Source organism: Thermus tengchongensis (assembly GCF_021462405.1).
Taxonomy (GTDB): domain Bacteria; phylum Deinococcota; class Deinococci; order Deinococcales; family Thermaceae; genus Thermus; species Thermus tengchongensis.
The window spans coordinates 56,744-80,403 of the sequence record NZ_JAKEDU010000007.1 but is presented as its reverse complement, the minus strand read 5'-3'; the positions used below and the strand labels follow the sequence as shown (position 1 = coordinate 80,403).

The following is a 23,660-nucleotide window of genomic DNA, read 5'->3' as shown; positions in this document are numbered from 1 at the left end:
AAGTCCACTTTATCCCTGGGCGGGTGGGGTGTCAAGATCCCCGCTGGCTTCCATCCACGTTTCCAAGCTTTTCCTGCCTCGTGGCGGAAGCAGGCTTGCCAAAGTGCCCATTAGCGTGGAAGGATGGAAACGAAAGGAGGGGCTTATGAAGGTCACGCTCAGCGTCCTCAAGGCCGACATTGGTTCCGTGGGAGGCCACACCCTACCGAGCCGCAGGGTCCTGGCCAGGGTAGAGGAGGTGGTGCGGGAGGAGGTGGGCCGCCTCCTTCAGGATGCCCATGTGTTTCATATCGGGGACGATATCGTCCTCCTCCTCTCGCACACCCACGGGGTTCGGCACCCCTCCATCCACGAGCTAGCGTGGAAGGCCTTCCGGGAAGGTACCCAGGTGGCCAAGGAGGAGGGGCTTTATGGAGCGGGACAGGACCTTTTGAAGGACGCCTTCACCGGTAACCTCCACGGCCTGGGGCCCCAGGTGGCGGAGATGGAGTTTGAGGAACGCCCCGCCGAGCCCTTCATGGTTCTGGCCGCCGATAAGACCGAGCCCGGGGCCTTCAACCTGCCCCTTTACCTGGCCTTTGCCGATCCCATGTACTCTTCGGGCCTCCTGCTCTCCTCGGAGTTGCGCCCGGGTTTCCGCTTCCGCATCATGGACCTGGCCCAGACAGAGAGGGATAGCTACATTGAGCTGGACGCCCCGGAAAGGCTCTATGACATCGCCGCTTTGCTCCGGGATTCCCACCGCTTTGGGATAGAGTCCATCTGGTCCCGGCGCTACGGGGAGATCGCCGCGGTGGTGAGCACCACCCGCTTGCGCAACATCGCCGGGCGCTACGTGGGTAAGGACGATCCCGTGGCTATCGTTCGCACCCAGAAGATCTTCCCCGCCACGGAGGAGTTCGGCCCCCCCTTTGCCCTGGCCCCCTTTGTGGCGGGGGACACCCGGGGAAGCCACCATCTGCCCCTCATGCCGGTCAAGGCCAACACCCCTGCCTCCAGCTTTTTCTGCGTGCCCATGGTGTGCGGGCTTGTCTTTTCCCTCAGGGAGGGAAGGCTCTCCGAGCCTGTGGATCTCTTTGGGGACCCCGTCTGGGATGCGGTGCGGGCTAGGGTGGTGGAGAAGGCCCAGGAGATGCGCCGCCAGGGCTTTTACGGCCCGGCCATGCTGCCCATGGAGGAGCTGGAGTACACGGGGATCGCCGAGCGGCTTAGGGAGTTGGAACGGGAGTTTTCCTAACGGCAAAGGAAAGACGGAAAGCACAAGCACTTTAATCGTGAAGCTTAGCACATAACTACAGGCCCAAGGCCGCTGTACAGTAAGCCCCATGGACCTCACCCACTATCCCTACCCCTCCCGCCGCCATGTGGTGCTGGGTCGGCGGGGCGCGGTGGCCACCAGCCAGCCCTTAGCGGCCCTGGCGGGGATGGAGATGCTTCTCAAGGGGGGAAGCGCGGTGGACGCGGCCATCGCCATGGCCGCCTGCCTCACGGTGGTGGAACCCACCTCCAACGGCATCGGGGGGGACCTCTTCGCCCAGGTGTGGGACGGGAAGCTGCACGGCCTGAACGCCTCGGGGAAAAGCCCTTTGGCCCTCACCCCGGAAAGGGTGCCGGAGGGGGGGATGCCGGAGCGGGGCTGGCTCCCGGTGACGGTGCCGGGGGCGGTTTCGGGGTGGCGGGCCCTGCATGAGCGCTGGGGGAGGCTTCCCTTTGCCGAGGTGCTGGCCCCGGCCATCCGCTATGCGGAGGAGGGGTTTCCCGTGGGCCCGGAGACGGCACGTGCCTGGCAGCGGGCGGAGGGGGTTTACCTTCCCCTCAAGGGTCCCGAGTTCCGCCCCTTCCAGGAGGTCTTCTTTCCCGGAGGCCGGGCTCCCCGGGCGGGGGAGGTGTGGCATAGCCCCCTCCACGCCCGCACCCTGCGGGAGATTGCGGAAAGCTACGGGGAAAGCCTCTACCGGGGCCCCTTGGCGGAAGCCATCGCCGGGTTCAGCGAGGCCACCGGGGGTCTTCTGACGCGGGAGGATCTGGCGGCCCACAGCCCGGAATGGGTGGAACCCCTGGCCTACACCTACCGGGGGCTTACGGTGCACGAGCTTCCCCCCAACGGCCAAGGCCTCGCCGCCCTCCTGGCCCTGGCCCTCCTGGAGGGGTTCGACCTCAGGCCCGAGGACCCTCTCAGCTACCACCTGCAGATCGAGGCCATGCGCCTGGCCCTGGCGGACGCCTTCCGCCACGTGGCCGACCCCAGGTTCTTGGAGCTTCCTCCCCAGGCCCTCCTGGCCGCAGACTATGTGGCCGAACGCCGGAAGCTCATCGGGGAGCGGGCCCTGCCCCAGGTCCTCCCGGGGCTCAGGCCTGAGGGAACCGTGTACCTTGCGGCGGCGGACGGGGAGGTGATGGTGTCCCTCATCCAGTCCAACTACCAGGGTTTCGGCTCGGGAATCCTCATCCCGGGTACGGGCATCGCCCTGCAGAACCGGGGGCTGGGCTTCTCCCTGGAAGCGGGGCACCCCAACCGGGTGGGACCGGGGAAACGGCCCTACCACACCATCATCCCCGGCTTCCTCACCCGGGAGGGGAGGCCGCTGGGGCCCTTTGGGGTCATGGGGGGGTTCATGCAGCCCCAGGGGCACGTGCAGGTGGTCCTGGCCCTGGCCCAGGGCCTGAACCCCCAGGCCGCCTTGGACCGGCCCCGCTGGCAGGTGGTGCCGGGGCGGGGTGGGGACGAGGTGCTCTTGGAGCCCGGCATCCCTCAGGCCACGGCCCACTTCCTCAAGGACCTAGGGCACCGGGTGCGTTATGAGGTGGAGTACGGCTTCTTCGGGCGGGGCCAGGTGATTCTCCGGGAGAAGGGGGCCTTGGTGGCAGCCTCTGACCCCAGGGCCGAAGGGTTGGCCTTGGGGTGGTAGGGTTAGAGCCATCATAAGAGGCTCGCCAGGAGGATGAGGAGCACCCAGAGGGTGATGAGGGCAAAGCCGTAGTCCTTCTCTTCTAGGAAGAGAAAAACGGAAAGGGCAACCCGGGCTCGAGGGACCCACCCCTGCCGGGGTACCCCCGTGGGCCGCCAGATACCCAAGCCCGCCGAGGAGGACCATAAGCGGAGAGCAAGACTCCTACCCGCAGGGTCCAAGAAATCCGGAGGTCCATCCGTTTCATCCGCCCGCCCCCTGAGCCACCATCTGGACCCCCAGGAAGGCGATCACCAGGGCAAAGACGAGACGGAGCCTAGGGGTGGGGCTCACCGGAAGGATTTTGGCCCCGAGAAAGCCTCGAGGAGGACCCCTAGCATTACCGGGAAACTGATCACCGGATCGATGTAGCCTTGCCTTCGCCTCCTCGCCCTCGAGGCAGCCGTAAAGGGCCGCCCCGGCCAGGGCAGCCACCGTAACCCCGGGGTAACTGCCCCCTTGTGTTCGCGAAAGGTACATTTCGCGCATGTATAATGCCCCCGTGAGCCCAGACCGCCCTCAGTCCGCTATTTGGAAAAGCCTCGGCATTAAAAAGCCCGATAGGGCCCTCGAGGACCTGGCCCCCTATGCGGAGTACCTCCTTTTGGAGCGGGGCTACTCCCCCCGGGGAGTGCGGCGCTACCTCCAGGACCTGGCCTTCTGGTTCCGCTTCCTACAAGCCCACTCCCTCCCGCCGGGCCCCGAGGCGGTCCGGACCCTCTTGCTCCAGGAGCGCTGGGCAGCCCGGCGGGTTCAGGGCTTTTTGGCCGCCCTGAGGAGCTACTACCGCTACCTGGCCCAGGTGCGGGGCGAGGCGGTAGAAGACCCCACCGAGGGCATCGGCCGCCCCAAGGCGGGCCGGAGGCTTCCCCTGCACCCGAGCCCCGAGGAACTCCGGCGCTTCCTCGAGGCCTTCCAGGACGCCAAGGAAGCCAAAATGCTGAGCGCCTTGGCCCGCTTTCTTTACGGCACGGGCCTGCGCATCTCCGAGGCCCTTTCCCTGAAAGGCCGCAACCTGGTTCTGGAAAAGGGCGCTCCCGTGGCGGTACGGGTGGTGGGCAAGGGCAATAAGGAGCGGCTGGTGCCCCTTTCCAAGACCGCCCGGGAGGCGCTCCGGGAGCTGGGCCCGCCCCAGGGGAATGTGCCAGTTTTCACTTTCCTCCAGGGGAAGCGCCGGGGGCGGGTGCCCTCTGCCCGGTACGTGGAAGCCCAGTTCCGGGAGGCGGCCCTGAGGGCGGGCCTGGACCCCCGCCGCTTCACCCCCCACAAGCTCCGCCACGCCTACGCCACCTTGCTGGTGGAAAACGGCGTGGAGCTGGATGCCGTGAAGGACCTCCTGGGCCACGAGTCCATCGCCACCACCCAGATCTACCTGCACGCCTCGCGGGAAAGGCTTAAGGAGGCGGCCTCGAGGCTCCCCGAACTCTGAAACGGCATCCTGTGGGAGCTTCAAGAAGGATCCTGGGGCAGCACCCCTTGCGCCCGGCGGGCTAGGGCCCGGTCCAAGGTGGCTAGGCCCTCGAGGCCCGCCCGGTTCAGGAGAAAAGCGTCCACGAAGCTTAGGGACCCGCGCCCCGCCTCCTCCAAGGCCAGGCGGCAAGCCTCTCCTTCCACCACCTCCACCCCCTCCCGGTCCAAAAGCGCCCAGAGGGCCTGGGCCGCCTCTGCCTTGGGAACCCGGTAGAAGGAAACCAAGGTATAGAAGGCCTCCGCCACCACCAGGGGGTGAACCAGGAGGCGGTAAGCCCCGCCCTCCGCCCCCGCGAAGACCGAAAGGGCCTTCTCCGCCAGGTGGGGAGGTTCCCCGGTGAGGAGGCGCAGGAGAAGGCTCGTGTCCGCCCAGTAGCGCTTCAGGGGTCCCTTGGGCTCCACGCCGCCTCCCGCGCCCTGCGCTCCTCCTCCTCCCCTGGGTAGGCCACCTGGCCCCGGAGCCGCCCCAGGAGGGCCTCCAGGGGTACCCGTTTGCGGGCCCGGAGCACCACCTCCCCTTCCCTTACCTCAAAGGCCACCTCCTCCCCCGGACCCACACCCAGGATTTCCCGCACTCGCTTGGGTAAAGTGATCTGTCCTTTACTGCTCACCCTACTCTTTACCATCCCAGCTTCACTTTACCACGGAGCCCCACCCGCATGGTGATTTGGGACACTTGTCCCTTACGTCTGGGTATGCTACCCTAACAAACGACCGTTAGCCATGGAGCGGCGCGAGCAAATCCTCACCATAGCAGGCCACCTCTTCAGCCAGCGGGGCTACCACGCCACCAGCATGCGGGAGCTGGCTAAGCACTTGAACCTCCAGGGGGGAAGCCTGTACGCCCACATCACCTCCAAGGAGGAGCTCCTCATCGAGGTGGTCCGCCAGGCCGCCGAGCGCTTCCTTAAAGTTCTGGAGGGACTTAAGGGCGATCCTGTGGCCAAGCTGAAAGGCTTGGTACGGGGCCACCTCGGGGTCATCGCCCAGGAGCTGCCCCGGGCCACGGTGTTCTTCCACGAGTGGAAACACCTCTCCCCTCCCCTTCTTGAGGAGGCCAAGGCCTTAAGGCGCCGCTACGAGGAAGGCGTCCAGGCGGTGATCCAGGAGGGAATGGAACAAGGGGTTTTCCGGGTGGATAACCTCCGCCTGGCCACCCTCTTTGTCCTTTCCGCCCTGAACTGGACCTACCAGTGGTACCGGCCCGATGGGCCCCTTTCCTTGGAAGAACTTTCAGAAGCCTATGCCACCCTCATCCTGAGGGCCTTGGGCGTGGAGGCGAGAGAGGAGAAAGGAGGCGAGGATGGTTAAGCTTAAGCTCGGCTACCCAGAGGATCCCGACTACGGGGAAAGGCTTGAGGAGTTTGAAGCCCGCATCGCTCGGGGCGAGAAGATCGAGCCCGGGGACTGGATGCCTGCCGAGTACCGGCGCCAGCTCATCCGCATGATCTCCCAACACGCCCACAGCGAGTGGGTGGGGATGCTCCCCGAGGGCGCCTGGATCACCCGGGCTCCCTCCTTGAGGCGCAAGCTCATCCTCCTGGCCAAGGTCCAGGACGAGGCCGGGCACGGGCAGTACCTCTACCACGCCGCCGAAACCTTAGGGATCACCCGGGAGGAGATGGTGGAGGCCCTTCTTTCCGGCAAGGCCAAGTACTCCAACATCTTCAACTACCCCACCCTCACCTGGGCGGATGTGGGCATCATCGGCTGGCTGGTGGACGGGATGGCCATCAAGAACCAGACCATGCTGGCCCAGTGCTCCTACGGGCCCTACTCCCGGGCCATGGTGCGCATCTGCGCTGAGGAAACCTTCCACCACAAGCAGGGAAAGGAGGCGGTCCTCCTCTACGCCAAGGGCTCGAAGAAGCAGCGCCAGATGGTCCAGGACGCCCTGAACCGCTGGTGGTGGCCCACCCTCATGATGGCCGGGCCCCACGACACCGACTCCCCCCACACCCCCCTTCTCCTCCGCTGGGGCATCAAGACCAAGACCAACGACCAGGTGCGCCAGGAGTTCCTGAACGAGCATGTCCCCGAGCTCCTGGACGCTGGGCTCACCATCCCCGACCCCGACCTCCGCTACGACGAGAAGACGGGCAACTGGATCCACGGCCCCATCCCCTGGGACGACTTCTGGAAGGTGATTGGCGGGGAAGGCCCCATGAACCGGCACCGCCTTGCGGCCCGGAGGAAGGCCCACGAGGAGGGGCGCTGGGTGCGGGAGGCCCTCGAGGCCTACGGCAAGCGCCACCTGGCCCAGGCCGCGGACTAGGGGGGCACCATGTGGGGAACCGAGTGGCCCCGGTTTGAGGTGATGAAGCAGGACACCCCCAGGTCCCCCGTGCAGATGGTGGGCTCGGTACACGCCGCAGACCCCGAGCACGCCCTCCTCGTGGCCCGGCACGTGTTCGTGCGGCGCCCCGCCGCCTACGCCCTCTTCGTGGCCCCAGCCGAGGCCTTCTTTCACGTTTCCCAGGAGGGCCTAAAGGATCTGAAGCCCACCAGAAGGGAGGGAGGAAGCGAAGAACCTTATTGGGTCTTCGCCAAGCGGAGCCACCGCCGGAGCATGGTCTACGGGGACCTGGTGGGCCGTTTCCTGGCGCAAGGCCCCGAGGACGCCATCGCCCAAGCCCTCCTGCAGACCCAGGGGGTGGCCTTCTGGGCGGTTCCCGAGCGCCTGGTGGTGGGGACCGAACCCAAGGAGGAAGTGGTGGAAAGCTGGTTCGCCCCGGCCAAGGAGAAGACCTACCGGCTGCAAAGCTACTACGGGCTCATCACCGCCAAGGGGGTGGAGGTGAACCGGGATGCTTGAGGCCTACCTGAAGGATGCCTTGGTGGCCCGGCTCACCGCCTGGGCTGACGATGAGGCGGTCCTGGCCCAGCGGCTTTCCGAGTGGGTGGGGCATGCCCCCATCCTCGAGGAGGACATCGCCATCGCCAACCTGGCCCAGGACGAGTTGGGCCACGCCAAGCTCTGGCTGGAGCTAAGGCAGGAGCTGGACGGCTCCGACCCCGACCGCCTGGTCTACTTCCGCGATCCCCTGGAGTTCCAAAACGCCATCCTGGTGGAGCTTCCCAAGGGGGACTGGGCCTTCACCATGGTGCGGCAGTACCTCTTTGATGCCTACGAGAACCTCTGGCTCAAGGAGGCGGCGAAGAGCGCCTACCCTCCCCTGGCCGAGGCGGCAAGCCGCATCCTGAAGGAAGAAAGGTTCCACCTGAAGCACTCTTCCCTCTGGGTGGAGCGCCTGGGCCAGGGCACGGAGGAATCCCACCGCCGGACGCAAGAGGCCTTAGAAACCCTCTTCCCCTACGTCCGCCAGCTCTTCCAGCCTCTCCCTGGGGACGAGGCCCTGGTGGAGGCAGGGGTGGTGCCGGACCTCAAGGCCCTCGAGGCCCCCTACCTGGAGGAGGTGACCGCCCACCTGGTGCGTTCGGGCCTAAGGCCCCCTGAGGGAGGGTACGTGCCCAAAAGCCGCCGGGAGCACACGGAATACCTCTGGTCCCTCCTGGCGGAGATGCAGTCCGTGGCCCGCTGGGATCCGGAGGCCAAGGCATGGTAGAGCGGTACTGGGAAGCCCTAAAAGGGGTCAGGGATCCGGAGATTCCCGTCCTCAACATCGTGGAGATGGGGATGGTCCTGGGGGTAGAAGCGGAAGGGGAAAAGGTTAGGGTCCGCTTCCGCCCCACCTTTTCCGGCTGCCCCGCCCTACGGCTCATCCGCGAAGAGATGGAAAAGGCCCTGCGGGGGGCAGGAGCCAAGGAGGTGGAGGTGGTGGAGGCCCGCACCCCCTGGAGCACGGAGGCCATGGCGGCCGAGGCCAAGGAGAAGCTACGCGCTTACGGCATCGCTCCACCCCTGCCCCTGCCCATGGCCGAGGTAGCCCAGGAAGACCCCCCTTGCCCCCGGTGCGGCAGCGGCCAAGTGGTTCTCAAGAACGCCTTTGGGGCCACCTTGTGCAAGATGCTCTACCAGTGCCAGGCTTGCGGGGAGGTGTTTGAAGCCTTCAAGGCCGTCTAGGCCAAGCCCCAGGGAAGGGCCCCGGTCCCTCCGGGGCCCAACACGTCACCACGGGAGGGTAGGTTGATGAAGATCAAGAGCTACTTATTGGGAGAGTGGCGCGAGGGCATGGGCGAGGGCGTGGCGGTGCGGGACGCCGCCACGGGGGAGGTGCTGGGCTTCGTCACCTCCGAGGGCTTGCCCCTGCGGGAGGCCGTGGAGTGGGGGCGGGAGATAGGGGGGAAGGCCCTCCTGGCCCTGGACTTTAGGGAGCGGGGGCAGCGGCTACGGGCCTTGGCCCAGTACCTTTCCGAGCGGAAGGAAGAGCTCTACCGCCTCTACGCCACCACCGGGGGGACGAGGCGGGACGCCTGGTACGACGTGGACGGGGGGATTGGGGTACTTTTCGCCTATAGCTCCCTGGCCCGGCAGCTCCCCGAAGGCAACTTCCTCCCCGAGGAGGAAAACCTTCCCCTGAGCAAGGACTTCTCCTTCCAGGGGCGCCACCTCCTGGGGCCCAAGGGCGGGATCACGGTGCAGATCAACGCCTTCAACTTCCCCGTCTGGGGCCTTTTGGAGAAGTTCGCCCCCGCCTTCCTAGCAGGGGTGCCCACCCTGGCCAAGGCCGCCACCCCCACGGCCCACGTGGCCGAGGGGTTGGTGCGCCTCATGCTGGAGTCCGGGCTTCTGCCGGAGGGAAGCCTCCAGTTCGTGGCGGGCGGCCTGGGGGAGGCCCTGGAGGCCCTGGACCACCGGGATAGCGTCTACTTCACGGGCTCCAAGGCCACCGCCGACCGCCTCCGCCGCCATCCCGCCTTTCTAGAAAGAGGAGCCCTCTTCAACGCGGAAACCGACTCCCTCAACGCCGCCCTTTTAGGGGAAGAAGCGGGCGAGGAAGAGCTACAGCGGCTGGCCCAGGAGATCGCCCAGGAACTTGCCATCAAAACGGGGCAGCGCTGCACCGCCATCCGCCGGGTCTTCGCCCCCAAGGACCGCCTCGAGGCCCTCCTCGAGGCCACCCGCAGGCACCTGGAAGGCCTCCGGCTGGGCGACCCCCGGGAGGAGGGGGTGGACCTGGGCCCCCTGGCCTCCCTGGAGCAGAAGGAGGAGGTGGCGCGGGCGGTGGAAGCCCTTCTGGCAGGAGGGGCCCGCATCCATTGGCAACACCCGGGAAGGCGGGATGGGGCCTTCTTCCCCCCCACCCTGCTCCTGGCGGAGGAGCCCCACGGGGAGGCCTTGCACCGGGTGGAGCCCTTTGGTCCGGTGGCCACCTTCTTCCCCTATGGAAACCGGGAAGAGGCCCTGCGCCTCCTCTGCCTGGGCGGGGGGATGCTGGCCGCCACCCTGGCCACCCCCGACCCCGAGGAGGCCCGCTTCTACCTCCTGGGGCTTTCCGGGGAGGTGGGCCGGCTCCACGTCCTGAACCAGAGGGATGCCCACAGCTCCACCGGCCACGGCTCCCCCTTGCCCCGCCTCCTCCACGGGGGACCCGGACGGGCAGGAGGCGGGGAGGAGCTGGGGGGGCTCCTTTCCGTCAAGCGCCACCTGGCCCGCCTGGCCCTCCAGGCGGACCCCCACACCCTGCAGGCCCTCACCGGGGAGTACGCCAGGGGGGCGGAGCGTCCCACCCAGGTGCACCCCTTCCGCAAGCACTACGAGGAGCTGGAAGTGGGGGAAACCCTCCTCACCCACCGCCGCACGGTGACGGAGGCGGACATCGCCCTCTTCGCCCACCTCTCCTGGGACCACTTCTACGCCCACACCGACGAGGTGGCGGCCAAGGAGAGCCTCTTCGGGAAGCGGGTGGCCCACGGATACTTCGTCCTCTCCGCCGCCGCCGGGCTCTTCGTGGACCCAGCCCCGGGGCCGGTGCTGGCCAACTACGGCCTCGAGGGCCTGCGCTTCACCGAACCCGTGGGCATCGGGGATACCTTGCAAGCCCGGCTCACGGTGAAGGCCAAGCGCCCCCGGGACGAGAGGACCGGGGTGGTGGAGTGGGCGGTGGAGGTCCTGAACCAGGAGGGCAAGACCGTGGCCAGCTATACCGTCCTCACCCTGGTGGCCAGAAAGGCGCAGGGGAATAGGCCCTGAGGAAAAGCCAGGGGAAGGGTGCCCCCTGTGCTACCATGGGGGTATGGCCGAGCCCGAGGCCTTCTGCCCGGTGTACGAGGCCCTCAACCTCCTCCAGGAGAAGTGGACCCTGCACATCATCAGGGCCCTCCTGGAAGGCCCCAAGGGCTTCAACGAGCTCTCCCGGGCCATCGGGGGGGTGAACCCCGCCACCTTGTCCCAACGCCTGGAGCACCTGGTGGGCCTGGGCGTGGTGGAGAAGCGGGTGGAGTCCTACATGCCCCCCCGCACCCGCTACAGCCTCACCGAGGCCGGGCGGGAACTGGAGGCGGTCATCGCCGCCATCGAGCGCTGGGCCCGCAAGCACCTCAAGGCCCCCGTGGGCTAGGGACCCTACCCGGCCTCTCCCGCCAGGTACTGCAGGTAGTTGGCTAGGCCCATCTGCTCCTTAAGCTCCCGCTGGGTCTCCAGCCAGTCCACATGGGCCTCCTCGTCCTTGAGGATCTCCGCCACCAGGTCCCGGGTGCCGTTGTCCCCCAGGGATTGGGCCAGGTTCATGGTCTCGTTGTAGCCCTTCACCGCCTGGAGCTCTCCCTCGTAGTCCTTGAAGAGGATTTCCTCCACGTTCTTGCCGATCCGGATCTCCCCGATGCGGCTCACCTCGGGGAAGCCCTCCAGGAAGAGGATGCGCTCGATGTGCTTCTCCGCGTGGCGCATCTCGGTGATGGCGTGGGCCTTGAGGTGGCGGGCCAGGGCCTTGAAACCCCAGTTCTCCGCCATCTCCGCGTGGACCATGTACTGCAAGATGGCGGCAAGCTCCTCGGAAAGCCTCTCCTGTAGGCTCTGGATCACGTCCGGATGACCTTTCATAGCCACCTCCAGGGCCATTATACCCCCGCGGGCACCCGGCTTAGGGTGAAGCCCTGGGCCTCGAGGTGGTAGGCCTCCTGGGCTTCCTGGGGAAAGTCCTCCCGGAAGTGGGCCCCGCGGCTTTCCTCCCTAAGGAGGGCCATCCGCAGGAGGAGGCGGGCCAAAAGGGCCAGGCTCCCCGCCTCCAGGGCGGGCCTTGTGGCCCGGTCCGGGGGGGCTTCTTCCAGGGGAAGGCCCTCGGCAAAGGCCAGGGCCTCCTCCAGGCCCTCCCGCCGCCGCACCACCCCGGCCCCCCTTTCCATCCACCGCCGGAGCTCGGGGAGAAGGCTTGGGTCCAGGGTGAGGGCAGGCAGGGCCTCGGGAGCCCTTGGAAAGGAGAGGCCCTCCAGCGCCGCCCGCGCGGCCCGCTCCCCCATGACCAGGCCCTCGAGGAGGCTGTTGGAAGCCAGGCGGTTGGCCCCGTGCAGCCCGGTGGAGGCCACCTCCCCTGCGGCGTAGAGCCCTTCTACCCCGGTGAAGCCCCGAAGGTCCGTCTTCACCCCGCCCATGGCGTAGTGGGCGGCGGGGGCTACGGGGATGGGTTCCTTCAAGGGGTCCAGGCCTAGGGCGCGGGCCGAGGCCACCACCGTGGGGAAGCGCTCCTCCAGGCGGGGGATGGGCCTCAGGTCCAAAAAGACCCCGCCGGTGCGCTCCCTCTCCCGGAAGACCGCCCGGGCCACCACGTCCCGGGGGGCCAGCTCCCCCAGGGGGTCGTAGCGGGGCATGAAGCGCTCTCCAAGGGCATTCAGCAAGATGGCCCCCTCTCCCCGGCAGGCCTCGCTCACCAAGGCGCCATCCGGCAGGGCCGTGGGGTGGAACTGGACGAACTCCAGGTCCCTAAGGACGGCCCCTGCCCGGTGGGCCAGGGCCATGCCGTCCCCCGTGGCCCCAGGGGGGTTGGTGGTCACGGGGAAAAGCCGCCCGAAGCCCCCGGTGGCTAGGAGGACCGCCCCGGCCCGGACCTCCACCGGCCCTTCCGGACCGAGGACCCAGGCCCCGGCCACCCGCTTTCCCTCCACCAGGAGGTTCACCGCCAGGTGCCCCTCCAACACCGGGCTCTGCAGGCGGGCGAGGAGCCCCCGGAGGAGGAGGAGGCCGCTTCGGTCCCCACCCAGGTGGCGCACCCGGGCCCGGGAGTGCCCGCCCTCCCGGGTGGGCTCGGGGTGGAAGGGAAGGCCCCAGGCGAGGAGGCGCTCCAGGTGCCTGGGCGCTTCCTCTAGGATGGAGCGGGCCACCCCTTCCTCCACCAAGCCCCGCCCGGCCCGCAAGGTATCCTTCAGGTGGGTTTCTAAGTCCTTGTCGTCTAAGGGGAAAGCTATCCCGCCCTGGGCCCAAGGGGTAGAACCCGAGGGCAGGGGGTCCTTGCTGAGGAGGAGGACCCTGGCCCCTTCCGCCTCCGCGGCCAAGGCGGCGTACACCCCCGCCACCCCCGCGCCCAGGATCAGGAGGTCTACGCTCCGGCTGTGCATAAGGCGCGGAGGCCAGGCGCTAGCCCACGGCTACCATGGCCTCGAGGGCCCGCCGGGCCCTAAGGGCCACCTCCTCGGGTACCCGCACCACGTGGCGCATCTCCCTGAGGGAGAGGTAGACCTTCTCCAGGGTGATCTTTTTCATGTACTCGCAAACCGCTTCCGGCTTCACCGGGATGAAGGTCTTCCCCGGGGCCTCCTTGGCGAGGCGGTAGAGGATCCCCACCTCCGTGGCCACCACGAACTCCTTGGCCTCCGAGCGCTTGGCGTGGCGCACCATGCCCTCGGTGGAGAGCATCTTGGCGTCCGGCTTGAGGTAAAGGCAGCTGGAACCGCAACCGCACTCGGGATGGATCATGAACTCCGCTCCCGGGTGGGCTTCCAGGAGGGCCTGGATGTGCTCCTCGCGGATGCCCGCGTGCACGTGGCACTCCCCAGGGAATAGGTCCAGCTTCCTGCCCGTGACCCGGGCCACGTGGGCCCCCAGGAACATGTCGGGCACGAAGAAGATGGGCCGGTCCTCCGGCAGGCGGGAGACCACCTCCACGGCGTTGGCGCTGGTGACGCACACGTCCGCCAGGGCCTTCACCTCGGCCTTGGTGTTCACGTAGGCCACCACGATGCCCTCCGGGTGGGCCTCCTTCCAGGCCAGGACGTCCTCAGGGCGGATGCTGTCCGCCAGGGAGCAGCCCGCTTCCAGGTCCGGCAGGAGCACGGTCTTGTCGGGGTTGAGGATGGCGGCTGTTTCCGCCATGAAGTGCACCCCGGCGAAGACGATCACCTTGGCCCGGGTTCGCTGGGCCTCCCGGGCCAGGCCCAAGGAGTCCCCCACGAAGTCCGCCACCTCCTGCACCTCGGGGAGCTGGTAGGAGTGGGCCAGGATCACCGCCTGCCGCTCCGCTTTCAGGCGGAGCACCTCTTGCGTAAGGAGTTCCTTGTCCATGGTCTAAGCGTCCACCGGGCTAAAGCCCTGTTCCCAAAAGTGTTCGTCAAAGGCCAAGGCCTTCCTTAAACCCCTTCGTTGCATGAAGAAAAAACTGGTCCAGTCCACCAGGCTGATCTCCCTCCTCCCGGAGGCCAGGAGGGCGGTCAGGGCCACCTGGTGCAGGTCCTCGTCCACAGGAACGGTATGGACCACCTCCAACAGGCCGTGGCAAAGGGCCCGCACCGCCTCGAGGCCCAACCTTCTCTGAACCAAGGCCACGCTTTCCACCACCACGTAGCTGTGGGTTACCAACCGCTCCCGGGCCGCCAAGAGGCGGCGAAACCTTTCCGCCGCCTCCGGGTGCCGGGCATCGTCCCGGTCCAGGAGGGCGTAAAGGGCCGAGGTGTCAACGAAGACGGCCAAGGTGGTCCTCACCCATCGCCAGGTAGCGGTCGTGCTCCTGGCTCACATCGGTAAGGCCCGAGGCAAAGCGGCCCACCACGGCCAAGGCCCGCTCTGCCCGCTCGGAAAAACCCCCGTTCTCCCTCTCCAGGAGATAGCTCTCCACCGCCCGGCGCACCAGCTCCGCCAGGGATACCCCTTCCTCCTGGGCCAGGGCCTTTAGGCGCTGGGCCTGTTCCTCGGGAAGCTGCACCTGGGTCCGCACCATGCCCTCATGGTAGCACAGCATGCCATCATGGCTTCACCACCAGGAGGGAAAGGTCCAGGGCCTTGGCCGAGTGGGTGAGGGCCCCCACGCTCACGTAGTCCACCCCGGCCTCCGCCGCCTGGCGGGCGCGCTCCAGGGTCATGTTGCCGCTGGCCTCGAGGGGCACCCGCCCCCCCACGCGGCGCACCGCTTCCCGCAGGTCTTCCACGGAGAAGTTGTCCAGGAGGATCAGGTCCGCCCCCGCCTCCAGGGCCTCCCCCAGCTCGGCCAGGCTCGTCACCTCCACCTCCACCTTCAGGTAGTGGGGCGCCCCGGCCTTGGCCCGGCGCACCGCCTGGGCCACGCCCCCCGCTGCCCGGAGGTGGTTCTCCTTGAGGAGAATCCCGTCAAAGAGGCCGAAGCGGTGGTTCTTTCCCCCGCCCACCCGCACCGCGTACTTCTCCAGGGCCCGGAGGCCCGGGGTGGTCTTGCGGGTGTCCAGCACCTGGGCCTTGGTCCCCTTGAGGGCTTCCACGTAGGCCCGGGTGAGGGTGGCGATGCCGGATAGGCGCTGGAGGAGGTTGAGGGCCAGCCGCTCCCCCGCCAGGATGCCCCTGAGGGGCCCCTCGAGGCGGGCCACCTCCTGTCCAGGCTCCACCCTCTCCCCTTCGGCCACGAGCCCGGTGAAGGCAATGCGGGGTTCGGCCAGGGCGAAGACCGCCTGGGCCACGGGAAGCCCGGCGATAACCCCTTCCGCCTTGGCCAAGATCACCGCTTGACCCCATAGGTCCTCGGGCACCACCAGCTGGCTGGTGAGGTCCCCATGGCCCAGGTCCTCCCAAAGCCACGCCCTGAGGGTCTCCTCCGACACCATGCCCTCCATTGTAAGGAAAGCGCCCCGGGGCGTTCCGTCTGCGGGCTAGGCTAGGGCCATGGGGAATCGCCTCAAGCACGCCCGCAGCCCCTACCTCCTGGCCCACGCCGACGACCCGGTGGACTGGTATCCCTTTGGCGAGGAAGCTTTCCAAAAAGCGCGGGCCGAGGATAAGCCCCTCTTCCTCTCCGTGGGGTACCACGCCTGCCACTGGTGCCATGTCATGCACCGGGAGTCCTTCCAGGACCCAGAGGTGGCGGAGCTTCTGAACCGCCACTTCGTCCCGGTGAAGGTGGACCGGGAGGAGCGCCCCGACGTGGACGCCGCCTACATGCGGGCCCTGGTGAGCCTCACGGGCCAGGGGGGCTGGCCCATGAGCCTCTTTCTGACCCCGGAGGGCAAGCCCTTCTTCGGGGGGACCTACTTCCCCAAGGAGGACCGGGGAGGGCTTCCGGGTTTCCGGCGGGTCCTCCTGGCGGTGGCCCGGGCCTGGCGGGAGGAGCGGGAGGCCCTGCTTAAGGAAGCGGAAGAGCTGTCCCAGGCCCTTTGGCGAAGCCTAACTCCCCCTCCTGGACCCGTGCCCCAGGACGTGGAGGGAAAGGCCTTGCGGTATCTGATTTACGCCTTCGACCCGGAGTGGGGCGGGTTTCTCCCCGCGCCTAAGTTTCCCCAAGGGAACCTGCTCCTTTACCTCCTGGCCCTGGCCTGGCGGGGGGAAGGGGAGGCGCGGCGGATCCTCCGGAAAACCCTAAGGGCCATGGCCCTAGGCGGGGTCTACGACCAGGTGGGCGGGGGGTTTCACCGCTACGCCGTGGACCGGTTTTGGTACCTTCCCCACTTTGAGAAGATGCTCTACGACAACGCCCTTCTCGCCCGGGTGTATCTGGGGGCCTATCGGGTCTTCGGCGAGGACCTTTTCCTGCGGGTGGCCCAAGAGACCTTGGACTGGCTTCGTGGCATGCAGGGACCCGAGGGGGGTTTTTACACCGCCCTGAGCGCCGAGAGCGAGGGGGAGGAGGGGCGCTACTACACCTGGACCGCAGAGGAGTTGGAGAAGGCCCTGGGTGAGGACTTCCCCTTGGCCCGCCGCTACTTCCGCCTGGAAACCACCCCCCTGGTGGGGGAAGGAGGGAGGAGGGTCCTCACCGCCTGGGGCGAGGAGGAGCTCCGGGAGGAGCTGGGGGAGGCCTTTGCCGCATGGCGGGCGCGGGTGCGCTTCCGCCTCCTGGCCTGGCGGCGCCGCCGGGTTCCCCCAGACCTGGACGACAAGGTCCTGGCGGATGGGTCGGCCTTGGCGGTGCGGGCCTTGGCGGAGGCGGGTAGGCTCCTTGGCCACGAGGGCTACCTGGCGGCTGCCTACAAGGGGGCCCGCTTTCTCCTGGGCACCCTGGGCAGGGACGGCCTGGTGCGCCACGCCTGGCGCGCGGGGGCCCTGGGGGAAGAAGCCTTCCTCCAGGATCAGAGCCTCACCGCCTTGGCCCTGCTGGAGCTTTACGCTGCCACTGGGGAGTGGCCCTATCTGGAGCGGGCAAGGTCCTTGGCGGAGGCGGCTTGGGAGGTTTTTCGGGGAGGGGACCTCGAGGGTAGCCCATCCAGCCCAAAGCCCCTACCCCTCCCCGCTAAGGAGGTAGAGGAGACCACCGTTCCCTCGGGTGCAAGCGCCCTGGCGGAAGCCTTTTGGCGGCTTGAAGCTGCCTTTGGAGGGGACTACCGGAAACGGGCCCAGACGCTTATGGAGGGCGTAGCCCTGTGGTTGGAGCGCCACCCCCAGGCCCTGCCTGGATTTCTCATGGTCCACCGCCTGCTGCAGGAAGGGACCGCCCTCGCCCTTCCCTTGCCCTCTTCCCTTTGGGAAGAGGCGAAAAGGCTGTACCTTCCCCTTACCCAACTGGTCGTGGGCCCTGCCGATGCCCTTCCGGGGCTTGTGGGACGGGAGCCTGGAAGGGCCTACCTCTGCCACGCGGAGAGTTGCCGCATGCCTGCGGGGGATGTGGAAGCCTTGTGGGTGGAGATTCGGGAGGTCTACCGGGGAGCGCATTTAGTGTAGTCTGTCACGATTTCACACGCTCGTGCACTATCTCTCACCGATGCATCGTTGACATCCATCTCCAATCGCCTTAAGCTGTTACCAACCGTTCGGTAAGGAGGCCCCATGCCCGAAGCCTGGATCGTCCAAGCCCTAAGAACCCCCATCGGCAAGCACGGGGGTGCCCTGGCCAGCGTGCGCCCCGACGACCTCCTGGCCCATGTCCTTTCCGCCCTCATGGAGCGCTCCGGCGTGCCCAAGGAGGAGGTGGAGGACGTCTACGCCGGCTGCGCCAACCAAGCGGGGGAGGACAACCGCAACGTGGCCCGCATGGCCCTCCTCCTGGCGGGTTTCCCCGTGGAGGTGGCGGGCTGCACCGTGAACCGCCTTTGCGGCTCTGGGCTTGAGGCCGTGGCCCAGGCGGCCCGGGCCATCTGGGCCGGGGAGGGCCAGGTCTACATCGGAAGCGGCGTGGAGTCCATGTCCCGGGCTCCCTTTGTGGTGCCCAAGGCGGAAAGGCCCTTCCCCACTGGCAACCAGGTGATGTACGACACCACCCTGGGCTGGCGGCTGGTGAATCCCAGGATGCAGGCCCTCTACGGCACGGAGAGCATGGGGGAAACCGCCGAGAACCTGGCGGAGATGTACCGCATCCCCCGGGAGGAGCAGGACCGCTTCGCCTTCCTCTCCCACCAGAAGGCCCTCCGCGCCTGGGACGAGGGCCGCTTCCAAGAGGAGGTGGTCCCCGTACCGGTGAAGCGGGGCAAGGAGGAAGCCCTGGTGGCGGTGGACGAGGGTCCCAGGCGGGACACCTCCTTGGAGCGGCTGGCCCAGCTCCGGCCCGTGTTCCGGGAAGGAGGCACGGTGACCGCGGGCAACTCCAGCCCCTTAAACGACGGGGCGGCAGCGGTCCTCCTGGTCTCCGACGGCTACGCCAAGGCCCACGGCCTCACCCCCCTGGCCCGAGTGCGGAGCATCGCCGTGGCCGGGGTTCCCCCCAGAATCATGGGCATCGGGCCAGTGCCCGCCACGAAAAAGGCCCTGGAGCGGGCCGGGCTTACCTTAAGGGATATCGGCCTTATCGAGCTCAACGAGGCCTTCGCCGCCCAAAGCCTGGCGGTGCTCAGGGAGTGGGGCCTAGACATGGAGGACCCCCGCCTGAACCCCAACGGGGGGGCCATCGCCCTGGGCCACCCCCTGGGGGCCTCGGGGGCCCGGATCCTCACCACCCTGGTCCACGAGATGAGGCGGCGGGACGTGCAATTCGGCCTAGCCACCATGTGCATCGGCGTGGGGCAGGGGATTGCGGTGGTGGTGGAGCGGGTCTAGCCATCCCGTCGGGGCTTGCCCCAGGCTGGGAGCCCCAGAAGGGTAATGGGTAAAGGACGCTAGCCCCCATGGGGCGGTTTCCGTGCGGGCGCTTTAGTCTACAGGCTAGCGGAGGCGTTGGGGGTTTACTCTCTCCCAGGGCAACCGGATGGGCATTTTGTGCTTCTGTTCACGATTAAACCCGCTTGTGAACTTCAGCTCTGCACCCGGCCACACCTGCCCTAGCAGCCAAAGGTCCTCTGGATGTACCCTCACCGGCTTGGCGTACCCCCCGAGGCTCCCCTTGTCCGCCAGGAGCACCAGGGGCCTGCCGGAAGGGGGAACCTGCACCCCACCCAAAGGAGTGGCCTCGGAAAGCCCCTCCCCTCCCGGCACCTCCGGGCCCAGGAGCTCCACCCCCATGCGGTCCGCCCGCACCACGCGGAAGGCCCCGGAGAGGAACGCCCTCCAGGCCTCCTCGGTGAACTGGGGCCCGGGGAGGAGGCGCAAGCTCAAGGGTAGCGGCAGGGAAAGCTGGGGAAAGGCCATGCCCGGACGCGCAGGCCGGTCCTCCCCCAAGCCCAACACGTCCCCAGCCCTGAGGGCCCGGCCCACCCGGCCCCGGAGGTCTGGGGAAGCGGAGCCCAAAAAGCTTTGGACCTCGAGGCCCCCCGCCACCGCCAGGTAAACCCTCACCCCCCGGCCTCGAGGCCGGAAGGAAAGGGTCTTGCCCTTTGGCCAAAGAAAGCTCTGGCCTGGCCCGATCTCCTCCCCATCCAGAAGGGCCACAAGGCCGTATCCCGCCAAGCCCACCACCAAATCCCTAAGGGCGGTGAGGACCGGACCCCGGTAGGCCACCTCCAAAAGGGGCGCGCCCGGGGGGTTACCCACCAGGCGGTTCGCCAGCCCCGCCGACCGGGGGTCCAGGGGGCCGGAGCGGGCCAGGCCCAGGTGCCCCACCCGAAACCGTCCCCCGTCCACCACCAGGTCCAGAAGGCCGGGTTCCTCCACCCGGAAGGCGGGAAGCCTGGGGTCTTGCGGCAAAAGCTCCAGGGGCTCGGGCTCGGGAGGCGTGGGGCCCTCCGCTTCCCGGAAACGCACCCGGTCCCCCGGGCGGAGAAGGAAGGGCTCCTCCCGGTGGGGGTCATACACGGCTACCAAAGCGGTGCCCAAAAGGTGCCAGCCCCCGGGGGAAGGCAGGGGGTAGATGCCCGTCTGCGGCCCCGCCATGGCCACGGCATGGGCGGGCACCCGGGGCCTGGGGTGCGCCCTGCGGGGCAGGCGCAGGGCCTCGTCCACCGGGGCCATGAAGGGAAACCCTGGGGTGAAGCCCAGGGCGTAGACCCGGTAGAGGGGGGCTTGGTGGCGGCGCTTCACCTCCTCGAGGGCGAGGCCGGTGCGGGCCGCCACCTCTGGGAGGTCTTCCCCATCGTAGCGGAGGGGAACCTCCACCACCCGCTCCTCAAGCCCTTCCTCCTCCGGAAGGCGAAGGAGCCGGAGAAGACGCCTCCGGGAGAGGCGCCGGGGGTCGTACTCCAGGTAGAGGGTGCCGTAAGCGGGCACGGCCTCCAGAAGGCCTTGGGGCGGGGCCTTCAGCAGGGCCCGGGCCAGGGCCTGCGCCCAGCGGTTGGCCTCCTCGGAAAGCCCCTCCCCGAAGACCAGGTAAAACCCCTCCACGCCCCCACTTTAAGCCCCCCCAGACCCTCGGGATCCCTTGACCCCTGCCCCGGAAGGGGGTAGCCTCGGAGCGGAGGCCGCCATGAAGGAACGCTTCTACAGCCAAGGCGAGAACCACTACGCCCTAGACCCCGACCTGAAAGCGATCCTGGACACCTTCGCTCCCGGCCTTCCCCAGGAGGAGCTTTCCGCCTTCGGGAGGCTGGTGGGGGAGGAGGTCTTGGAGGTGGCCCACCACGTGGACCAAGACGCCCCGCCCCGCCTGCAGATGCACGACCTGGACGGCAACCGCATCGACCGGGCCCTCCTCTCCCCCGCCCAGGCCGCCCTTCTGGAAAAGCTCCGCCCCATGATCCGTCCCGCCTACGAGGGCCGGGGCTGGCCCCTTCATTACGCCCTGGGCTACCTCCTGGCGGACGGAGGGCTTTACTGCATCCTTACCATCACCCACCAGGTGGCCTACGCCCTCCACAAGTACGCCCCGGAGCACGAGGCGGTGAAGCGGGAGCTCCTTTACGGCCCGGCCTTCGGGGCCACCTGGATGACGGAGATCCAGGGGGGAAGCGACCTGGGGGCCAACCGCACCCTGGCCCGGAAGGAAGGTGGGGCCTGGCGGCTCTACGGGGGGGACAAGTACTTCGCCTCGGGAGCGGGCCTGGCGGACTACGCCATCGTCACCGCCAGGCCGGAAGGGGCTCCCGAAGGGCCCAAGGGCCTGGCCCTCTTCCTCCTGCCCCGGGAGGTGGAAGGGCGGCTCAACTTCACCGTGCGCCGCTTCAAGGAGAAGCTGGCCACCCGGGCGGTGCCCTCGGGGGAGGTGGAGCTGGAAGGGAGCCTGGCTCATCTCATCGGCAAGGCTGAGGAGGGCATCTACTACACCTTGGAGAACCTCACGGTGAGCCGGCTGGCCAACGCGGCCGCCGCCATGGGCATCGCCAAGAAGGCTCACCTCGAGGTCCTCTTCCGGGTGAGGCGGCGGACTGCCTTCGGCAAGAGGCTCCTGGACCACGACCTGGTCCAGCACGACCTCCTCACCATGCGCCTACGGCAGGTGGGGGGCACGGCCTTGGCCTTCCTGGCCATCCAAGCCTTTGACCGGGCCTGGGAGGAGCGGCCACCCTACAGCGAGGCCTACCACCTGGCCAGGCTCCTTTCCCACCTGGCCAAGGGGCGCACCGCCGAGCACGCCAGCGCCATCACCCAGCTGGCCATGGAGCTCTTTGGGGGCCTGGGCTTTTTGGAGGAGTACGGGGTGGCCCGCTGGCACCGGGAGGCCCTCATCACCCCCATCTGGGAGGGCCCCGCCAACATCCAGGCCCTGGACATGGCGGAGGCCATCGCCAAGAAGCGGGCCCACGAGCCCTTCCTGGAGCTCCTCAAAGCAAGCCCAGAGGCCCTGGCCCACGCGGAGAAGGCCCTAAGGCGCCTGGCGGAGGAAGGCCCCTGGTACGCCAAGGAGGCCCTGCGGAACCTGGCGGACGCCGCCGCGGTCCACGCCCTGGAGCAGGTGGGCGAGGACCCCTTCCCCGAACTGGCCCGGCTCTACGCCCGGGCCTTCCTGGAAGGGGAAGCCCTGCCCCCCTCCGCCCGGCGGCCCGAGCTTTACGACCCCTGGTGGAGCCTCTCGTAAAGGGGCGCCAGGTCCTCGGGGCGGAAGCGGGCGGTGTAGCCCTTGGGGGGCACGGGCTCCTCGTAGAAGAAGGCGGGGAGGCGGTCGTCCTCGTGGCTGAAGCCCGCCAGGTGGTTGAAGCGGTGCTCCAGGCGAAGCACCCCCTCCCCCAGCTCCCGCCAAAAGGCCGGGGTGAGGGCGGTGCCCAAGGCGGCGTTCACGCTTTCCGTGATGAACGCCACCTGCTTGTTGGTGACGCTTCCCCCGAAGACGCATAGCCCCAGGCTGTCGTTGGCGGCGGCGTTCACCTGGGCTTGGTAACTGGCCTCGAGGATCTCCTCCACGGGCATGGCCCGGGTTTCCAACCTGGGAGCGTTTCCCGCGGTGTGGTCCGCCCCCTGGGCGGTGGTCATCATGGTGATGCCCGTGGCCTCCACCACCCGGGGATCGTAGGCGGAGATGGCCTGGCGCTTGATCACGGGAACCCGCTTCAGGCCCAAAGCCTCCCCCACCCGGGCCGTGCCCTGGGCCAGGAAGCGGGCCTCCTCGCTTGTGGTGTAAAGGGCCTTAAGCCTGGCCTCCATGAAGGCGTAGTCCCCCCAAGGCCCCTCCCCCTTCTCCATGAGGAGGGCCAAGGTGGCCCCGGTTTCGATGGTGTCGATGCCCAGGTCGTTGGCCAGGCGGTTCAAGCGGGCGAGGGCATCCGGGTCGGTGAGGCCGCAGTTGGTGCCCAGAAGGCCGATGGTCTCGTACTCCAAGGGGGAGACCACCTCCTCCCCCTTCTCGTCCACGATTACGTTGGAGCACTGGATCACGCACCCCGGCATGCAGGCGTGGGTGTGCTTGCCGCCCCGCGCCCGGTTCAAAGGGGCGATGTACTGCCCGCCCATGCGGAAGGCCTCGGGCGGGGCCAGCCTCCCCTCGCGGAAGTTGCGGACGGGAAGGCCGCCGAAGGCGTTTTGGAAGTCGGCCATGCCCATGGTGCCGATGGCGTTGTAGAACTGCATGACCAGGGGGTCTTCCCGTAGGAGCCCCGCGTAGCGGCGGACGCTCTCTGCCACCTTGGGCTTGTCCCAGACCTCCGCCTTCCCCGGGACCTCCAGCACGATGGCCTTCACCCGCTTAGCCCCCATCACCGCCCCCACGCCCCCCCGGGCGGCCAGACGGGAAGGGCGGCCGTCCGTGTCCGAGAAGGCGATGCCGGAAAGAAGGCCCAAGTACTCCCCCACGGGGCCCAGGAGGGCGAAGGCGATCTTCCGGCCGTAGGCGGCGAAAAGCCTCCGCGCGGCCTCAAAGTTCCCTAAGCCGAGGAGGTCCTCCGCCGGGTCAAAGAAGACCTGGCCCTCCCGGGTGATGCGGAGGACCACCCAGTCGGGGCTTGCCCCCTGAAGGACCAGGTGGGCGAGCTTCATCTGCCCCAAGGCGTAGCCGAAGGTGCCCCCGCCATTGGCCTCCTTGATGCCCAGGGTGAGGGGGCTACGGGTGCCCACGCTGGTGCGGTTGGCGTTGGAAAAGCCCGTGCCCGCCAAAGGACCGATGGCGAAGACCAAGGGGTTTTCCGGGGAAAGGGGGTCAAAGCGCCAGGCCTCCTGTTCCAGGAGGAGCTGGCCCGTGCGGTACCGCCCGCCAAAGGCCACCTCCTCCGGGGCCACCTCTTGCCAGTACGCCTTACGCGCCGAAAGGTCAAGCTTCAAAGACCGCCACACCGTCCACCACCCCTTGA

25 protein-coding genes are annotated in these 23,660 nt (G+C 68.1%); 13 read left to right on the top strand and 12 right to left on the bottom strand.

Annotated elements, in window-relative coordinates; genetic code table 11:
- The first annotated feature begins 145 nt into the window (after nucleotides 1-145).
- Together fbp and L1087_RS09345 are read left to right on the top strand one after the other, a co-directional pair.
- A complete protein-coding gene (fbp, locus tag L1087_RS09350; protein ID WP_234558647.1) occupies nucleotides 146-1,237 on the top strand; it encodes a fructose-1,6-bisphosphate aldolase/phosphatase in 1,092 nt (363 codons plus the stop codon).
- 88 nt (nucleotides 1,238-1,325) lie between these two features.
- Nucleotides 1,326-2,909 carry a gamma-glutamyltransferase family protein gene (locus tag L1087_RS09345; RefSeq protein WP_234558646.1) on the top strand — a complete coding sequence of 528 codons (1,584 nt, stop codon included), beginning with the start codon at nucleotides 1,326-1,328 and terminating at the stop codon, nucleotides 2,907-2,909.
- Nucleotides 2,910-2,920: 11 nt separating this feature from the next.
- Here L1087_RS09345 and L1087_RS09340 read toward each other — a convergent pair whose 3' ends face one another.
- Both L1087_RS09340 and L1087_RS09335 read right to left on the bottom strand, forming a co-directional pair.
- Nucleotides 2,921-3,076 (bottom strand): DUF1634 domain-containing protein, encoded by a 156-nt coding sequence (locus L1087_RS09340; RefSeq protein WP_234558645.1) that lies wholly within the window; start codon nucleotides 3,074-3,076, stop codon nucleotides 2,921-2,923.
- 76 nt (nucleotides 3,077-3,152) lie between these two features.
- Nucleotides 3,153-3,437, bottom strand: coding sequence for a hypothetical protein (locus tag L1087_RS09335; RefSeq protein ID WP_234558644.1), 285 nt, complete (start codon nucleotides 3,435-3,437; stop codon nucleotides 3,153-3,155).
- Between L1087_RS09335 and L1087_RS09330 the strand changes: the two genes are divergently transcribed.
- Complete coding sequence (locus tag L1087_RS09330; protein WP_267964839.1) at nucleotides 3,436-4,377, top strand: tyrosine-type recombinase/integrase; 942 nt, start codon at nucleotides 3,436-3,438, stop codon at nucleotides 4,375-4,377. The two genes, L1087_RS09335 and L1087_RS09330, sit on opposite strands and share 2 nt — an antisense overlap.
- A gap of 20 nt (nucleotides 4,378-4,397) precedes the next feature.
- On the opposite strand, the gene L1087_RS09325 is transcribed toward L1087_RS09330, so the two are convergent.
- Entirely contained in the window at nucleotides 4,398-4,820 is a 423-nt protein-coding gene (locus tag L1087_RS09325) for a PIN domain-containing protein (protein WP_234558640.1), read from the bottom strand.
- Nucleotides 4,799-5,044, bottom strand: coding sequence for an AbrB/MazE/SpoVT family DNA-binding domain-containing protein (locus L1087_RS09320; RefSeq protein WP_267964838.1), 246 nt, complete (start codon nucleotides 5,042-5,044; stop codon nucleotides 4,799-4,801). Before L1087_RS09320 ends, L1087_RS09325 begins: the two co-directional genes overlap by 22 nt.
- Nucleotides 5,045-5,141: 97 nt before the next feature.
- Here L1087_RS09320 and L1087_RS09315 point away from each other — a divergent pair, with 97 nt between their 5' ends.
- From L1087_RS09315 to L1087_RS09285, 7 genes are all read left to right on the top strand, one after another.
- Nucleotides 5,142-5,729: a TetR/AcrR family transcriptional regulator gene (locus L1087_RS09315; RefSeq protein WP_135260456.1), complete on the top strand. Its 588-nt coding sequence runs from the start codon at nucleotides 5,142-5,144 to the stop codon at nucleotides 5,727-5,729.
- Entirely contained in the window at nucleotides 5,722-6,693 is a 972-nt protein-coding gene (gene paaA, locus L1087_RS09310) for a 1,2-phenylacetyl-CoA epoxidase subunit PaaA (protein WP_038042444.1), read from the top strand. Before L1087_RS09315 ends, paaA begins: the two co-directional genes overlap by 8 nt.
- Nucleotides 6,694-6,702: 9 nt before the next feature.
- Entirely contained in the window at nucleotides 6,703-7,233 is a 531-nt protein-coding gene (locus L1087_RS09305) for a phenylacetic acid degradation protein (protein ID WP_038042443.1), read from the top strand.
- Nucleotides 7,226-7,984, top strand: coding sequence for a 1,2-phenylacetyl-CoA epoxidase subunit PaaC (gene paaC, locus L1087_RS09300; RefSeq protein ID WP_234558637.1), 759 nt, complete (start codon nucleotides 7,226-7,228; stop codon nucleotides 7,982-7,984). Before L1087_RS09305 ends, paaC begins: the two co-directional genes overlap by 8 nt.
- Nucleotides 7,978-8,442 (top strand): 1,2-phenylacetyl-CoA epoxidase subunit PaaD, encoded by a 465-nt coding sequence (gene paaD / locus L1087_RS09295; protein ID WP_167764555.1) that lies wholly within the window; start codon nucleotides 7,978-7,980, stop codon nucleotides 8,440-8,442. The genes paaC and paaD overlap by 7 nt, the downstream gene beginning before the upstream one ends.
- Before the next feature lie 66 nt (nucleotides 8,443-8,508).
- Nucleotides 8,509-10,512 (top strand): phenylacetic acid degradation bifunctional protein PaaZ, encoded by a 2,004-nt coding sequence (gene paaZ, locus L1087_RS09290; protein WP_234558636.1) that lies wholly within the window; start codon nucleotides 8,509-8,511, stop codon nucleotides 10,510-10,512.
- Between the two features lie 43 nt (nucleotides 10,513-10,555).
- Nucleotides 10,556-10,879 (top strand): winged helix-turn-helix transcriptional regulator, encoded by a 324-nt coding sequence (locus L1087_RS09285; RefSeq protein WP_038046472.1) that lies wholly within the window; start codon nucleotides 10,556-10,558, stop codon nucleotides 10,877-10,879.
- Nucleotides 10,880-10,884: 5 nt separating this feature from the next.
- On the opposite strand, the gene bfr is transcribed toward L1087_RS09285, so the two are convergent.
- Genes bfr through nadC form a run of 6 tightly spaced genes read right to left on the bottom strand, consistent with a single transcriptional unit; the run spans nucleotide 10,885 to nucleotide 15,317 of the window.
- Nucleotides 10,885-11,361: a bacterioferritin gene (gene bfr / locus L1087_RS09280; RefSeq protein WP_038046473.1), complete on the bottom strand. Its 477-nt coding sequence runs from the start codon at nucleotides 11,359-11,361 to the stop codon at nucleotides 10,885-10,887.
- Nucleotides 11,362-11,378: 17 nt separating this feature from the next.
- Nucleotides 11,379-12,869 carry an L-aspartate oxidase gene (gene nadB / locus L1087_RS09275; protein ID WP_234558635.1) on the bottom strand — a complete coding sequence of 497 codons (1,491 nt, stop codon included), beginning with the start codon at nucleotides 12,867-12,869 and terminating at the stop codon, nucleotides 11,379-11,381.
- A gap of 19 nt (nucleotides 12,870-12,888) precedes the next feature.
- Entirely contained in the window at nucleotides 12,889-13,812 is a 924-nt protein-coding gene (gene nadA / locus L1087_RS09270) for a quinolinate synthase NadA (protein ID WP_038042436.1), read from the bottom strand.
- A 3-nt stretch (nucleotides 13,813-13,815) separates the two neighbouring features.
- Nucleotides 13,816-14,217, bottom strand: a complete 402-nt coding sequence (locus tag L1087_RS09265; protein ID WP_038046481.1) for a type II toxin-antitoxin system VapC family toxin — start codon at nucleotides 14,215-14,217, stop codon at nucleotides 13,816-13,818.
- Nucleotides 14,201-14,464 (bottom strand): ribbon-helix-helix domain-containing protein, encoded by a 264-nt coding sequence (locus L1087_RS09260; RefSeq protein WP_234553837.1) that lies wholly within the window; start codon nucleotides 14,462-14,464, stop codon nucleotides 14,201-14,203. The genes L1087_RS09265 and L1087_RS09260 overlap by 17 nt, the downstream gene beginning before the upstream one ends.
- Nucleotides 14,465-14,489: 25 nt before the next feature.
- Nucleotides 14,490-15,317, bottom strand: a complete 828-nt coding sequence (gene nadC, locus L1087_RS09255) for a carboxylating nicotinate-nucleotide diphosphorylase (RefSeq protein ID WP_386082990.1) — start codon at nucleotides 15,315-15,317, stop codon at nucleotides 14,490-14,492.
- Between the two features lie 58 nt (nucleotides 15,318-15,375).
- On the opposite strand from nadC, the gene L1087_RS09250 reads away from it, so the two are divergent.
- Nucleotides 15,376-17,364, top strand: a complete 1,989-nt coding sequence (locus tag L1087_RS09250; RefSeq protein ID WP_234558633.1) for a thioredoxin domain-containing protein — start codon at nucleotides 15,376-15,378, stop codon at nucleotides 17,362-17,364.
- A gap of 105 nt (nucleotides 17,365-17,469) precedes the next feature.
- Complete coding sequence (locus L1087_RS09245; RefSeq protein ID WP_234558632.1) at nucleotides 17,470-18,672, top strand: thiolase family protein; 1,203 nt, start codon at nucleotides 17,470-17,472, stop codon at nucleotides 18,670-18,672.
- A 105-nt stretch (nucleotides 18,673-18,777) separates the two neighbouring features.
- Here the strand turns inward: L1087_RS09245 and pxpB are convergent, their stop codons facing one another.
- A complete protein-coding gene (gene pxpB / locus L1087_RS09240; RefSeq protein WP_234558631.1) occupies nucleotides 18,778-20,328 on the bottom strand; it encodes a 5-oxoprolinase subunit PxpB in 1,551 nt (516 codons plus the stop codon).
- A gap of 82 nt (nucleotides 20,329-20,410) precedes the next feature.
- Between pxpB and L1087_RS09235 the strand changes: the two genes are divergently transcribed.
- Nucleotides 20,411-21,958: an acyl-CoA dehydrogenase family protein gene (locus L1087_RS09235; RefSeq protein WP_234558630.1), complete on the top strand. Its 1,548-nt coding sequence runs from the start codon at nucleotides 20,411-20,413 to the stop codon at nucleotides 21,956-21,958.
- Here L1087_RS09235 and L1087_RS09230 read toward each other — a convergent pair.
- Nucleotides 21,931-23,643 (bottom strand): aldehyde ferredoxin oxidoreductase C-terminal domain-containing protein, encoded by a 1,713-nt coding sequence (locus tag L1087_RS09230; RefSeq protein ID WP_326490723.1) that lies wholly within the window; start codon nucleotides 23,641-23,643, stop codon nucleotides 21,931-21,933. The genes L1087_RS09235 and L1087_RS09230 overlap by 28 nt on opposite strands.
- Between the last annotated feature and the right edge of the window lie 17 nt (nucleotides 23,644-23,660).